The sequence below is a fragment of the Variovorax sp. SRS16 genome (assembly GCF_901827165.1).
GTDB lineage: Bacteria > Pseudomonadota > Gammaproteobacteria > Burkholderiales > Burkholderiaceae_C > Variovorax.
Window position 1 is genome coordinate 973518 of the sequence record NZ_LR594666.1, and the last position, 13020, is coordinate 986537.

The window sequence follows — 13020 nt, forward strand, 5'->3', positions numbered from 1 at the left end:
GCTGCCAGTGAATGACCCGCGGCACGGGGCCGCGAGAGGGAAAACTGCTTTTGACGCAGGCCGTCGCGCTGCGGACGCAGTGCGAAAGAGGGGCTGGTATGGGCTGTCATGCCTCTATAGGGGCAATCCCTGTGCCAGCGCCGAAAACCCCTTTCAGATCAACCGCTTGGCTCGATCTCGAGGCGTCCGGCTCGCGGGCTGGCGCTGTCGGACCCTGAAATGCCCCTCTTTTGTCGCCGAATCCCGACAGGGACTCTGGAAAGCCTAAGAAAAATCAATCAAATCAATGGCTTAGGGCTGTCGCCGCCGAGCGACCCGCCGCCGTTGCCTGGCGGCACGGCATCGGCCTTGAAGTGCCCCGGCGTGAGCTCATGCTTCTGCAGGAGCCGGTAGAACTCGGTCCGGTTCCGGTCGGCCAGCCGGGCCGCATCGGCCACGTTGCCGTCCGTCAGCTTCAGCAGTCCGACCAGGTAGTCGCGTTCGAAGCGCTGTTTGGCCTCGGCGTAGGTCTGCACTTCCACGCTCGGCACGCGCAGCGCGCGCTGCACCAGCGCGAGCGGAATCAGCGGCGAACTGGACAGTGCGCACACCTGCTCGACCACGTTGAACAGTTGCCGGACATTGCCCGGCCACGAAGCGGTGGTCAGTGCCTTCAGCGCCTCGGGCGCGAAACCCGACAGGCGCTTGCCGTACTTGGTCGACAGCCGCTGCAGGAAGTGATTGGCCAGAAGCGGAATGTCCTCGCGTCGCGCCGACAGCGGCGGCAGGCTCAAGGTGACCACGTTGAGCCGGTAATACAGGTCTTCGCGGAACTGTCCCGCCTCCATCGCGGCATCCAGATCGCGATGGGTGGCCGAGATGATCCGTACGTCGACGGCGATCGACTGGCTGCCGCCCAGCGGCCGCACCGCGCGCTCCTGCAACACCCGCAGCAGCTTCACCTGCAGGGCGGGCGGCATGTCGCCGATCTCGTCGAGCAGCAGCGTGCCGCCGTCGGCCTGCTGGAAGAGGCCCTTGTGATTGGCCACGGCGTCGGTGAAGGCGCCCTTCATGTGGCCGAACAGTTCCGACTCCAGCAGCGCCTCGGGAATGGCGCCGCAGTTGACGGCGACGAAAGGCTTGTCGGCACGCGCGCTGGCCCGGTGAATGGCGCGCGCCAGCAGTTCCTTGCCGGCGCCGCTGTCCCCGCGCAGCAGCACGCTGGCGTCCGACTTGGCCACCATGCGCGCCTCGGCCAGCAGTTCCGCCATGCGGTTGCTCCTGCTCACGATCTCCGCGCGCCAGCTCTCGTCGCCGCCCTTGCCCGGCGTGGTTGCCGGCGCGCCGAGCGCGAGGGCTTGGGCGATCTTGTCGAGCAGCTCGCGGCCGTCGTAGGGCTTGGTCAGGTAGGTGAAGACGCCGCGCGCGGTCGCTTCCACGGCATCGGGAATGGTGCCGTGGGCGGTCAGCAGGATCACCGGCAGGGTCGGATGGCGCTTGCGTATCTCGTCGAACAGCGCGAGCCCGTCCCGGCCCGGCAGCCGCACGTCGCTGAGGACCAGCTGCGGGTGCTCGATTTCGAGCTGCGTCAGTGCCGATTCGGCCGAGGTCACGGCGGTCACCTGGTAGCCGGAGGAGGACAGCCGCATCGACAGCAGCCGCAGCATGTCCGGGTCGTCGTCGACCACCAGGAGGCGGGCGCCGTTCGCAGTCTGCGCGGCGGGCGCAGCGGATCCCTTGGCGGGCTGGGGTGGTCCCGCGTTGCTCATAAGACAACCTCCGCCCCGCGGGCTGCGGTGCGAGCTTGCTTGGGGCGGCCCGGCGCTGCGCTCATGGCGTCGGCTTCGGGCTGCTGGCCGGGGGCACCGCTGCCGGTGCGGCCGGTGCCGGGGTATTGGGCCGCGCGAAGCTGCGCTCGATGGCGCGCAGCGCTTCGATGCGATCGTTCAGCTGTTCGATGCGTCGCTGGCTGTCGCGCAACTGCTGTGCCTGCCGGTCCCGGTCGTCCTCGACGCGGCGCTGCTCGGTGTAGCGAGCCGCGAGCGCGCGCGCCAGCGGCTGCAGCGGCTGCGCATCGGACGACGGATTCGCGATCACCCGCTGCATGAGCCCCAGGGCGCGTGCGAGATCGGCCGGAACACGGGTCTGTGCGAGCACCAGTGCCGTCTGCATCTGCGCCATCGGTGCGTCACCTGGATCGCCCAGCCGGCCTAGCTCCGCCGCGAGTTCGTTGCTGCCGAGCGGCCGCACCCGGTCGGCATAGGCCAGGATGGCTGCCACCGGGCCCTGTGTGAGCTGCGTGAAGACCAGCGCCGGCTGGGTCGCCGGTGCCACCGGCTCCGCCTCCACCGGCGAGACACGCGGCGGCGGTGGAGCGGCGGGAACGGCAACGGACTCGGCAGGCGGTTGGGTCGGGGCCGCACAAGCGACGAGCAACGCCGATACGACGATCGTCATGGCCAAAGCGGATCTGCGAGCGATCGAAAGAGACATGGGTTGGAATTGCGCGTGAAGGCGTGGTTGTCAGGCGGAGCGCGGCAGCTCGATGCGAAAGCGCGCGCCAGGGCCGCCGGGGAGCAGCGTGATGCGGCCACCATGGGCTGCAATGTACTCCTGCACGATCGAAAGCCCGATGCCAGTTCCCTTGACCGCGTGCTGGGGTTGCCGCGCGCCGCGGTAGAAGGGCTCGAAGATGCGGTCGCGATCGCCTTCTTCGATGCCAGGACCGGCATCGCCGATGTCGATGCGCGCCGTCTCCGGCGTGCTCGAGACCACGAACTCGATGGTGCCGCCGCGCTCCGAATAGCGGATCGCGTTCGACAGCAGATTGGCCAGTGCGGTGCCGAGCTTGACCGGGTCCACGACCACCGCGAGCGGCTCGCCCTCGGCGCGCACCGTGAGCCCGCCGGCCTGCCACTGCAGCCGCTGCGACTCGATCTGCTCCTCGATCAGCGGCAGCAAGGCCGTGCGCTGGCGCCGCAGCTCGCGCGCCTCGAACGCTGCGGCATTGAAGCGCAGCAAGGCCTCGATCTGCCCCTGCAGCGCCACCGTGTTCTGCTGCAGGATCTGCGCGACCTCGCGCTGTGCCGGGTTCAGCGCACCCGTCACGCCGTCTTCCAGCAGCGAGACCCCTTCGCGCAACGCGGCCAGCGGCGTCTTGAGTTCATGCGAGACGTGACGCAGGAAGCGTGCCTTGTCGGCATCCAGTTCGGTGAGCCGCAGCCGCAGCCATTCGAGCTGCTGCGAGACGCGCCGGACGTCGGCCGGGCCGCGGATGTCGATCGGCTCGTCGAGCCGGTTCTGCCCCAGTCCGACGATGGCGCGTTCGAGCCGCTTGAACGGCCGCGCCAGCCAGACGCCGAAGGCCAGCGCCAGCACGGCCGCCAGCGCGCTCGCGGCCACCACCAGCCGCATCAGCCGCGTGCGGGCGCTCTCGATGCGTTGTGCGAGCGCGTTGTTCTGCGTCTCGATCAGGAACTGGGCCTGCTGCGCGATCTGGGTGTTCAGCACGTCCAGATCGCGGAACTGCATCGCCATCGAGTTCTCGCGCGCGAGTGCGGTCTCGGGCGGCCCGCTCATCAGCCCCTCGATGACGTCGAGCTGGGCCCGCCACTGGTCGGGTCCGGTGGAAGGCAGGCCGCTCGCGCCCAGGCGATCCAGCACCGTGTGCGCGTCGCGCGCCGCATCGTCGAAGCGGCGGCGCAGCACCGCGTCGTTGAGCACCAGCGACTGGCGTCCCGCGCGCTCCATCGCCGCGCTGCGCTCCGCCAGCGACTGCGCCGCGCCGGACAGCGTGAGCGCGCGCGCCGCCGCGTCGCGGCTCTGTGTCATCAGCAGGTCGTACTGGAACACCGCGCGCAACGCGACGCCCACCAGCAGCGCCGTGATCAGGAGGAATGCGAACAGCAGCAGCTGCTGGAACGAGCCGCGCGCCGAGGGCAGCTTCGCCATCAGGCGGCCGCGGCCGCAGCCGATGCTTCAGCCGCCGGTACCCGTACCGATTCGGCCGTGACGACCTCGCCGCGCAGGGTATAGGCCAGGGAACGCGTGATGCGCAGGTCGACCATCTGTCCGACCAGCCGCGCGTCGCCCTCGAAGTTGACGACCCGGTTGCACTCGGTACGGCCCATCAACTCGTGCGCGTCCTTGCGCGACGCACCTTCGACCAGCACGCGTTGCACGGTGCCGACGCGGCTTTCGCCGAAGCGCTTGACGTTGCCGTCGATCACCGCCTGCAGCTGCTGCAGGCGCGCCAGCTTGACCGCATGCGGCGTCTCGTCGTGCAGCGCCGCGGCTGGCGTGCCGGGGCGCGGGCTGAAGATGAAGCTGAAGCTCGCATCGAAAGCCATGTCGTCGATCAGCTTCATCATGCGGGCGAAGTCCTCGTCGGTCTCGCCGGGGAAGCCGACGATGAAGTCGCTGCTGAGCGCGAGTTCGGGCCGGATCGCGCGCAGCTTGCGCACCGTGCTCTTGTATTCCATCGCGGTGTAGCCGCGTTTCATCGCCATCAGGATGCGGTCGCTGCCGTGCTGCACCGGCAGGTGCAGATGGCTCGCGAGCTTCGGCACCCTGGCATAGGCCTCGATCAGCCGTGGCGTGAATTCGTTCGGATGGCTGGTGGTGTAGCGGATGCGTTCGATGCCCGGGATCTCGGCGATGTATTCGAGCAGCAGCGCGAAGTCGGCGATCTCGGCGGTGTCGCCCATCTTCCCGCGATAGGCATTGACGTTCTGGCCCAGCAGCGTGACCTCGCGCACGCCCTGGTCCGCGAGGCCCGCCACCTCGACCAGCACGTCGTCCAGCGGGCGGTTCACTTCCTCGCCGCGCGTGTAGGGCACGACACAATAGCTGCAGTACTTGGAGCAGCCTTCCATGATCGAGACGAAGGCCGTGACGCCCTCGACCCGCGCCGCCGGCAGGTGATCGAACTTCTCGATCTCCGGGAAGCTGATGTCCACTTGCGGCCGGCCGATGCGCGCACGCTGCGCCAGCAGCTCGGGCAGACGATGCAGCGTCTGCGGCCCGAACACCACGTCGACGTAGGGCGCACGCGCGATGATCGCCTCGCCTTCCTGGCTCGCGACGCAGCCGCCGACACCGATCTTCACGCCCTTCGCTTTCAGGTGCTTGACGCGGCCGAGGTCGGAGAACACCTTTTCCTGTGCCTTCTCGCGCACCGAGCAGGTGTTGAAGAGGATCAGGTCGGCCTCCTCGACATCCGAGGTCTGCTCGTAGCCCTCGGCGGCATGCAGCACGTCGGCCATCTTGTCCGAGTCGTACTCGTTCATCTGGCAGCCGAAGGTCTTGATAAAAACTTTGGGGTTCATGTGGTTTTCTCCCGCGAGCTTCGAAGCTCACTCGCTGCGCAATACTCAGCGCTGGTTTGTTCGAGAGACACCGCGGATCTGGCTCTGCCAGTCCGCAGGTGTCGCCTCCGGCAGGGGGGTGGCGGCTACACGAAGTGAGCAAGCCTGGGGGCCGGCTACCGGTCCCCGTATTTGGGCAATTGGTCGAACGGCGTCTTGCCGTCGTCGTGCGGGCCGGTGTTGGCCACGAAGGGCCAGAAATTGAGGATCGGATGGTCGGCCCTCGCCCGCTTGGCCTGCGCTTCGCCGGGCGTGAGGATCCACACCTCGCGCACCAGGCCTGCGGCGTCACGTGTGTAGTTGACCAGCAGTTTCTGGCCGGTGATCGAGGCCGGCATCACGAGCATGCGATCGGCGCTCATGATCCGTGCGCCGGGCGAAAGCCGCTCGGGCTGTCCGTCGAGCTCGATGTTGGGCCAGTTCACGATCAGGAACTTGCCGCGCAAGGTGCCGGCGGGAAAGTTGCGTCCGCCCAAGGCGGCTTCGTTCTGTGTCTGCGAGGGGTCCACGAGCTGCGCCGCGGCGGGCATCAGCACCGTGCCCGTGGCGAACAGCAGCAGCGCGTTCAAGAGGATTCGGCAGCGGTTCATGGGGTATATCCAGAGGCTGTGGGAGCGGGGATTCTAGCGGGCGGCCCCTGTCGCCGCGGCCCGCCGGCGGCCCGCGACGTGCGATGGTGCATGAAGGCGCGATGTATCGCGATGTTGCGGATGGACGCCCGAGCCCGGCCCTGATCCAATATGACAGTAGTTAAAAAGTTAAACATGCGCCCGCATGCCGCGGCGCGCTTCCGGAGACAACCCAGGCCGTCATGAAGAAGAACCTCGTCCTCAGCGCCGTCGCCGTGCTGATCGTTGCCGCAGCGGCGGGCAGTTGGTGGTGGTCGGGTGCCGGTGCGCGGCGCGTCGCGCACAGCGGCGTGCCGGCTTCCGCCAACGCGGCCGGCGGCGCACCGGCGCTCGTCACGCTGGCGGCCGCGCAGCGTCAGAACGTGCCGGTCACCGTCCAGGTCAATGGCAGTGTGGTACCGCTCAACAGCGTCGACCTGCGGCCGCAAATCACGAACACCGTGCGCGAGGTGCACGTGAAGGAAGGTCAGTTCGTCAAGACGGGCCAGTTGCTGTTCACCCTCGACGATCGCCCCGACCAGGCCAACCTTGCGAAGGCGCGCGCGCAGCAGCAGAAGGACGAGGCCACGCTGGCCGACCTCGAGCGCCAGTACAAACGCAGCCAGGACCTGGTGGCGCAGAACTTCATCGCCAAGAGCGCCGTCGATGCGACCCTGTCGCAGCTCGACGCGCAGCGCGCCGCGGTCGCCGCCGACCGCGCCGCGGTCCAGTCGGCCCAGGTCGCGCTCGGCTACAACACGCTGCGCGCGCCGATCGCCGGGCGCATCGGCGCCGTCAACATCTATCCGGGCACGCTGGTGCAGAGCAGCCTGTCGCTGGTCACCATCACGCAGCTCGATCCGATCGCGGTGAGCTTTCCGGTGCCCGAGGGAAAGCTGCAGGATCTGCTCGAGGCCTCGCGCACCCGCACCCGGGTCGAAGCCGTGGTGGCCGGACGCAAGCTGCCCTTGCAAGGCGCGCTCAGCTTCGTCGACAACACGGTCGATCCGCTGATCGGCACGGTGCGCGCCAAGGCCGTGTTCGACAACGCCGACCAGAGCCTCTGGCCCGGCCAGTTCGTCGAGACGCGGGTGATCGTGCGCACCATCGCCGATGCGACCGTGCTGCCGGCTTCCGCGCTGATGATGCTGGCCGAGGGCAGCTCGGTCTACGTGGTCGATGCCGGCCAGAAGGCCGCGCGCCGCAAGGTCCAGTCGCTCTACACCTTCGGCACGCAGGTGGTGGTGCGCGGCGTCGAGCCGGGCGAACGGGTGGTCATCGAAGGCAAGCAGAACGTGCGGAACGGCGGCATGGTGCGGGTCGAGGCTGCCTCGCAGTCGCCGCCGCCCGCCGATGCGGCGCCCGGGCGCGATGCCGGCAGCGCGGCCCGTGCGGCACCTCCCGGCGCCGGCCTCGTCGCCGAGCGGGAACGCACGTGAACATCTCCGAGCTGTGCATCCGTCGTCCCGCGATGACGGTGCTGCTCTCCGCCGCGGTGGTGGTGATCGGCATCTTTGCCTATTTCCAGATCCCGGTGGCGGCGCTGCCGAGCTACAACACGCCCGTCATCAACGTCAACGCGCAGCTGCCCGGCGCCAGTCCGGACACGATGGCCTCGTCGGTCGCGCTGCCGCTCGAAAAGCAGTTCTCGACCATCCCCGGCCTGCAGACCATCAGCTCGGTCAACACGCAGGGCGTGAGCTCGATCACGCTCGAGTTCGTGAGCAGCCGCGACATCGATGCCGCCGCGGTCGACGTGCAGGCGGCCCTGCTGCGCGCCCAGCGCCAGCTGCCGGTCGAACTCACGCAGCTGCCTTCGTACCGCAAGGTCAATCCGGCCGACGCGCCGGTGCTGTTCATCGCGATGGTGTCGGAGTCGATGAACCCGGCGGAGCTCAACGACTACGCGGAGAACCTGGTCTCGCCGACGCTGTCGACCATCGACGGCGTGGCCCAGGTCGGCGTCTACGGCCGCAAGGCCTTCGCGGTGCGCATCAAGGCCGATGCCGACCTGCTCAATGCGCGCAACATCACGCTCGACGAACTGGCCAACGCCGTGCGCCTGGCCAACGCCAACACGCCGGTCGGCGTGCTCGACGGCCCGCGCCAGACGCTCACCATCCAGGCCAACGAGCAGATGCTCAGGGCCGCGGACTTCGCCAAGGTCATCGTCGGTCAGCGCAACGGCGCGGCGGTGCGTCTCGATGAGGTCGCGACCATCGAGGACAGCTTCGAATCGGTCAAGACCGCCAGCAGCTACAACGGCCAGAGTTCGATCTCGCTGGCAGTGCAGCGCCAGCCCAACGCCAACACGGTGCAGGTGGTCGATGCGGTGCGCGCGCTGATGCCGCGCTTCCGGCAGGAGTTGCCGCAGTCGATCGAGATCAACGTGCTCAACGACCGCTCGCTGTCGATCCGCGAGGCGGTGCACGACGTCCAGCTCACGCTGCTCGGAACCATCCTGCTGGTGGTGCTGGTGATCTTCCTGTTCCTGCACCGGCTGGTGGCCACGCTGATCCCGGCGCTGACGATCCCGATCTCGCTGGTCGGCGCGGTCGCGCTGCTCTATGCCTTCGGCTACAGCCTGGACAACGTCTCGCTGCTGGGCATCACACTGGCGGTCGGGCTGGTGGTGGACGACGCCATCGTCGTGCTCGAGAACATCATGCGCTACGTCGAGAAGGGCATGGAGCCCTTCGCCGCCGCGCTGCGCGGTGCGCGCGAGGTCGGCTTCACCATCGTCTCGATCTCGATCTCGCTGATCGCGGTGTTCATCCCGATCTTCTTCATGCCGGGCGTGATCGGCCTCCTGTTCCACGAGTTCGCGGTCGTCGTCGGCCTCGCGGTGGCGGTCTCGGCCGTGGTCTCGCTGACGCTGGTGCCGATGCTCGCGAGCCGGCTGCTCAAGCACACGCCGAAGGCCGAGGGCGTGCTCGACCACGAGGAAAGCCATCCCGAGCCCGGCACCGCGATCGGCCGCGCCTTCGAGCGCCTGTACCGCAGCGTGCATGGCGGCTACCTGCGCTCGCTCGACTGGACGCTGCAGCACCGGCCGCTCATGCTGCTGCTCGCGGCATCGACCTTCGCGCTCACGGCCTGGATGTTCGTCACCATCCCCAAGGGCTTCTTCCCGGAAGAGGACATCGGCCAGATCCAGATCACCACCGAGGCGGCCGAAGACATTTCCTTCCCCGCGATGCAGGCGCTGCAGGCGCGCGTCGCCGAGGCGCTGCAGGCCGACCCGAGCGTCGACTACGTCAACTCCTTCATCGGCGTCGGCGGACCGACCGCGACGCAGAATTCGGGCCGGCTGTTCGCGGTGCTCAAGCCGCGCAGCCAGCGGCCGCGCATGGCCCAGGTGCTGGAGGCGCTGCGCAAGCGCTTTCGCGAGATCCCGGGCATCGCGGTCTACATGCAGCCGGTGCAGAACCTGCGCCTGGGCGGGCGGCAGAGCAAGGCGCGCTTCCAGTACACGCTGCAGAGCGTCAATGCCGGCACCATGGGAGCCTGGGCCGATCGGCTGATGGAGCGCATGCGCGCCGACCCGGTCTTCCGCGACGTCACCAGCGATTCGCAGAACCGCGGCCTGCAGGCTACGCTGGACATCGATCGCGACAAGGCCGGCGTGCTCGGCGTTGCGGTCGGCGACCTGCGCACCGCGCTCTACAACGCCTACGGCGACCGCCAGATCGGCAGCATCTACGCGGCCAGCAACACCTACCAGGTGATCCTCTCGGCGGCCGACAACGACCGCCAGTTCGAGGACGACATGACGCGCCTGTCGGTGCGCAACCGCGCCGGCCAGCTGGTGCCGCTGTCGGCCTTCTCGAGCGTGCGGCGCACCATCGGTCCGACCTCGATCAACCACCAGGGCCAGCTGCAGGCCGTGACCGTGTCCTTCAACCTCGCGCCCGACGTGCCGCTGGGCAATGCGACGGCGAAGATCGACCAGTTCAAGAGCGAGCTGAAGATGCCGCCCTCGATCATCACCAACTACGGCGGCGACGCGGCGGTGTTCCAGAGCTCGCAATCGAGCCAGGCGGTGCTGCTGATCCTCGCGGTGCTGGTGATCTACGTGCTGCTCGGCGTGCTCTATGAGAGCTACATCCATCCGCTCACCATCCTGGCCGGCCTGCCATCGGCGGCGGTGGGTGCGCTGCTCTCGCTCAAGCTGTTCGGCTTCGACCTGACGCTGATCGCGACCATCGGCATCCTGCTCCTGATCGGCATCGTCAAGAAGAACGCGATCATGCTGATCGACTTCGCGCTCGAAGCGCAGCGCAGCGAGGGCCTGGCGCCGGTCGACGCGATCCGCGAGGCCTGCCGGCTGCGCTTTCGACCGATCCTGATGACCACGCTGGCCGCGATGATGGGCGCGTTGCCGCTCGCGCTCGGGCTGGGGGCCGGCGCCGAGCTGCGCCAGCCGCTTGGCGTGGCCGTGGTCGGCGGGCTGATCTTCTCGCAGGTGATCACGCTCTACATCACGCCGGCGATCTACCTTGCGCTCGACCGCTACAGCGGCAGCGGTCCGATGGTGCGGCTGCCGGGCGAAGCCGAAGCCGCGGCACCGGCCGCGGACCCTGCTGCGTCGCACGCCTGAGCGTGCCGCGCTTCAGGCCGCCAGCGAGTGCACCAGGCCTGCGCCTGCGCCGGGACTCTGCGTGCCGCGCCGCGCATCGGCTGCAGCCGGCGGCAGCGCCGCGGCGCCGCGCGACACGCGCTGCGTGATCTCCTCCACCCAGCTGCATGCGGCATCGCTGAAGAAGCGCTGGCTCGACAGCAGCGTGAACGAGTGGTCGACCGCGGGCATGAATTCGTAGCGCACCTTCTCAAGGAAGGGCGCGCCGCGCAGCTCGAGCATCTGGTCCTTGTTGCGGTCCTGCGGCTGGTGGCTTGCGGAATAGACCAGATAGACCGACACCTCGCGTGCCACCAGCGTCTCCATGCTGCGTGCGAAATCCGCCGCGGTGACCGTGGATTCCGGCTCGCGGCTTTCCAGCAGGTTGTCCTTCTGGCGCGAGGCGCCCGCCAGACGCTTGGCCCAATGCACGCTCTGCGCGACCGGGTATTTCAGGAAGCGCCGCCAGAGTCGCAGCAGCTCCGCCCGGCGCCCCGGAAAGCGGTAGCCGTCGAAGGCCAGCAGGCCGGTCACCCGCGTGTCCGCGACCGCGATGCGCAGGCCGTGTGCCACGCCGGAACACAGGCCGAAGATCACGACCTTCTTCACACCGAGCTTCGACTCCAGATAGTCGATGGCGGCGCGGAGGTCGTCCTGTGCCTGCGATTCGAAATTCTTCGCCGTGCCCGAGGCCGGACTGTCGCCGATGCCGGTGAGGTCGAAGCGCAGGGTCGCGATGCCTTGCGCGGCGAGCTGGCGCGCCAGCTTCACCTGGATGCGGTGCGGACCGATGTGATGCGTCACCCCGAAGTTCGACATCAGGCAGGCGACCGGCGCGCTCGCGCCCGATGCCGGACGCGTCAACACGCCGAACAGCGCCGACGCGGGGCCGAAGAGGACGGGTTCTTCTTTAGGTGGGTTCATTGAACAGGGCTGACAAACGTTGGGTCACCTCCGCCGGCACGATCGCGCTGTCGGCCAGCGGGTCCGAAGTCCAGACGATCGGATGCACGAGCGCTTCGAGACGAACCGGCTGCGCTGCGCGCTGCTGGCGCCCGCACCAGCCGGCGGCGAGCAGATCCGCCGGATTGGCGAACACCACCGCCGCCGCATGGGCGGGGACATCCAATGCATCGGCGCGCACGGCCGGCAATTGTGCAGCGAGTTTGCCATTGATGCCGAAGCCGATGGCCTCGGTCAACGGCGCGGTGTCGCGTTCCGGATGGGCGCGAAACCACGACTTGTCCTTGGCATAGAAGCTCAGCTCGAGCGCCCCCATGTGTTCGACCTTGAGTTCCTTCACGTAAGCGGGGCCGTCGACGATCGGATCCCACAGGATCAGGCGGTCGAGGTCGGCCGCATCGCCCGCGGCCTGCACCGCCAGGGCGGCGCCGAGTCGCGATGCGAGCCAGTGGATGCTACGCACCTCGGCCAGGCGCTTCAACTCCGCATGCGCCTGCAGGATGTCGCCGCGCCAGCCTTCCATGTCGCCATCGAGATCGCCGCCGGGTGAATCGCCGGTGCCGAAGTAGTCGAAGCGCAGCACCGCGACACCCTGGCGCGCCAGGCGTTCGGCCAGCACGCGGTAGAGGCGGTGCGCGCGCGTCGCTTCGTGGCCGAAGGGATAGCACATCACCAGGCCGGCGCGTGCCGGCGTCGTCTTCTGCGGCGCGTGGAAGAACCCGAACAGCCGTCGCTGCAGGGGCCCGAAGACGATCGGTCTCATGCTCATCGTCATGCACAGGCCTCCGCGGTGCAGCATTGCGCTTCGGTGGATGCGGCAGGGAGACCGGCGACGCGGGCCACGCAGGCGATCGCCTCGGCGCCGAGGTCGAAGGACGATGCGCTCAATGCGCCGTGCGCACCGGCATCGATCGGGGCCGAGGCGCCCGCCGTGGCAGCGGCGCCGACATGGATCGTGCGGGTGTCGATCGACAGTCCGGCGCCGAGCGCCTTGAGGCAGCCTTCCTTGCGCGTCCAGATTTCGAGGAACACGCGTGCTTGCCGGGCCGCTTCGGCGCTCGCCAGCGCCTGCTGCTCTGCATCGGTGAAATGCGCCGCGGCGAGCGCCGGCATGTCGTCCATCGGCCGCAGCACTTCGACATCGACGCCGATCGCGCCCTCGCCGATGGCGACCAGGCCGATCGCCTGGCTGTGGCTCAGGTTGAACGCGATACCGGGCCGGTCGCGCAGGAAGGGCTTGCCGAACGGCCCCTCGGCAAATTGCAGCGCCTGCCCATCGGTGCCGGCGCGCAGGCCGAGCAGATGGCGCAGCGCGCCGTGCGCCGCGAGGTAGCGGCGCCGATCGCGTTCGAAGACGAAGCGGGCCGCGCGCGCGCGCTCCCCGGCGGACAGGAGCGTCTGCCATGGAAGCGCGTCCGGCGCGTCGAGATCCACGCGCCACAGCGCGCAGCCTTCGATGCATCCGATCGACGTGATGGCGTTCACG

At 68.6% G+C, this 13020-nt stretch carries 10 protein-coding genes; 2 read left to right on the top strand and 8 right to left on the bottom strand.

The annotated features are described in order from the left end of the window. Positions 1-278: 278 nt before the first annotated feature. The 5 genes from E5P2_RS04735 to E5P2_RS04755 form a co-directional block, all read right to left on the bottom strand. The gene (locus E5P2_RS04735; RefSeq protein WP_162566002.1) at positions 279-1748 is read right to left on the bottom strand and encodes a sigma 54-interacting transcriptional regulator; all 1470 of its coding nucleotides are present in this window, start codon (positions 1746-1748) and stop codon (positions 279-281) included. A 61-nt stretch (positions 1749-1809) separates the two neighbouring features. After that, positions 1810-2436 (bottom strand): hypothetical protein, encoded by a 627-nt coding sequence (locus E5P2_RS04740; RefSeq protein WP_232080577.1) that lies wholly within the window; start codon positions 2434-2436, stop codon positions 1810-1812. A gap of 66 nt (positions 2437-2502) precedes the next feature. Continuing rightward, positions 2503-3930, bottom strand: coding sequence for a sensor histidine kinase (locus E5P2_RS04745; RefSeq protein ID WP_162566004.1), 1428 nt, complete (start codon positions 3928-3930; stop codon positions 2503-2505). Then, positions 3930-5306 carry a tRNA (N6-isopentenyl adenosine(37)-C2)-methylthiotransferase MiaB gene (gene miaB, locus E5P2_RS04750; RefSeq protein WP_162566005.1) on the bottom strand — a complete coding sequence of 459 codons (1377 nt, stop codon included), beginning with the start codon at positions 5304-5306 and terminating at the stop codon, positions 3930-3932. The genes E5P2_RS04745 and miaB overlap by 1 nt, the downstream gene beginning before the upstream one ends. A 155-nt stretch (positions 5307-5461) precedes the next feature. Beyond that, complete coding sequence (locus tag E5P2_RS04755) at positions 5462-5935, bottom strand: hypothetical protein (protein WP_232080578.1); 474 nt, start codon at positions 5933-5935, stop codon at positions 5462-5464. Between the two features lie 221 nt (positions 5936-6156). Here E5P2_RS04755 and E5P2_RS04760 point away from each other — a divergent pair, with 221 nt between their 5' ends. Then, positions 6157-7392 (top strand): efflux RND transporter periplasmic adaptor subunit, encoded by a 1236-nt coding sequence (locus E5P2_RS04760; protein ID WP_162566006.1) that lies wholly within the window; start codon positions 6157-6159, stop codon positions 7390-7392. Continuing rightward, positions 7389-10553 carry an efflux RND transporter permease subunit gene (locus tag E5P2_RS04765; RefSeq protein ID WP_162566007.1) on the top strand — a complete coding sequence of 1055 codons (3165 nt, stop codon included), beginning with the start codon at positions 7389-7391 and terminating at the stop codon, positions 10551-10553. Before E5P2_RS04760 ends, E5P2_RS04765 begins: the two co-directional genes overlap by 4 nt. Before the next feature lie 12 nt (positions 10554-10565). On the opposite strand, the gene E5P2_RS04770 is transcribed toward E5P2_RS04765, so the two are convergent. The 3 genes from E5P2_RS04770 to E5P2_RS04780 are packed head-to-tail and all read right to left on the bottom strand — an operon-like array spanning position 10566 to position 13019. After that, complete coding sequence (locus E5P2_RS04770) at positions 10566-11495, bottom strand: alpha/beta hydrolase family protein (RefSeq protein WP_162566008.1); 930 nt, start codon at positions 11493-11495, stop codon at positions 10566-10568. Beyond that, the gene (locus tag E5P2_RS04775) at positions 11482-12297 is read right to left on the bottom strand and encodes a serine aminopeptidase domain-containing protein (protein WP_162566009.1); all 816 of its coding nucleotides are present in this window, start codon (positions 12295-12297) and stop codon (positions 11482-11484) included. The genes E5P2_RS04770 and E5P2_RS04775 overlap by 14 nt, the downstream gene beginning before the upstream one ends. 8 nt (positions 12298-12305) lie before the next feature. After that, entirely contained in the window at positions 12306-13019 is a 714-nt protein-coding gene (locus E5P2_RS04780) for a 4'-phosphopantetheinyl transferase family protein (RefSeq protein WP_162566010.1), read from the bottom strand. Position 13020 lies beyond the last annotated feature (1 nt).

Bases quoted from the DNA above. Each gene is read 5' to 3' on its own strand.
- E5P2_RS04760 (WP_162566006.1), top strand. From the start codon at position 6,157: ATGAAGAAGAACCTCGTCCTCAGCGCCGTCGCCGTGCTGATCGTTGCC.
- E5P2_RS04775 (WP_162566009.1), bottom strand. From the start codon at position 12,297: ATGAGACCGATCGTCTTCGGGCCCCTGCAGCGACGGCTGTTCGGGTTC.
- E5P2_RS04755 (WP_232080578.1), bottom strand. From the start codon at position 5,935: ATGAACCGCTGCCGAATCCTCTTGAACGCGCTGCTGCTGTTCGCCACG.
- E5P2_RS04735 (WP_162566002.1), bottom strand. From the start codon at position 1,748: ATGAGCAACGCGGGACCACCCCAGCCCGCCAAGGGATCCGCTGCGCCC.
- E5P2_RS04745 (WP_162566004.1), bottom strand. From the start codon at position 3,930: ATGGCGAAGCTGCCCTCGGCGCGCGGCTCGTTCCAGCAGCTGCTGCTG.
- miaB (WP_162566005.1), bottom strand. From the start codon at position 5,306: ATGAACCCCAAAGTTTTTATCAAGACCTTCGGCTGCCAGATGAACGAG.
- E5P2_RS04770 (WP_162566008.1), bottom strand. From the start codon at position 11,495: ATGAACCCACCTAAAGAAGAACCCGTCCTCTTCGGCCCCGCGTCGGCG.
- E5P2_RS04740 (WP_232080577.1), bottom strand. From the start codon at position 2,436: ATGACGATCGTCGTATCGGCGTTGCTCGTCGCTTGTGCGGCCCCGACC.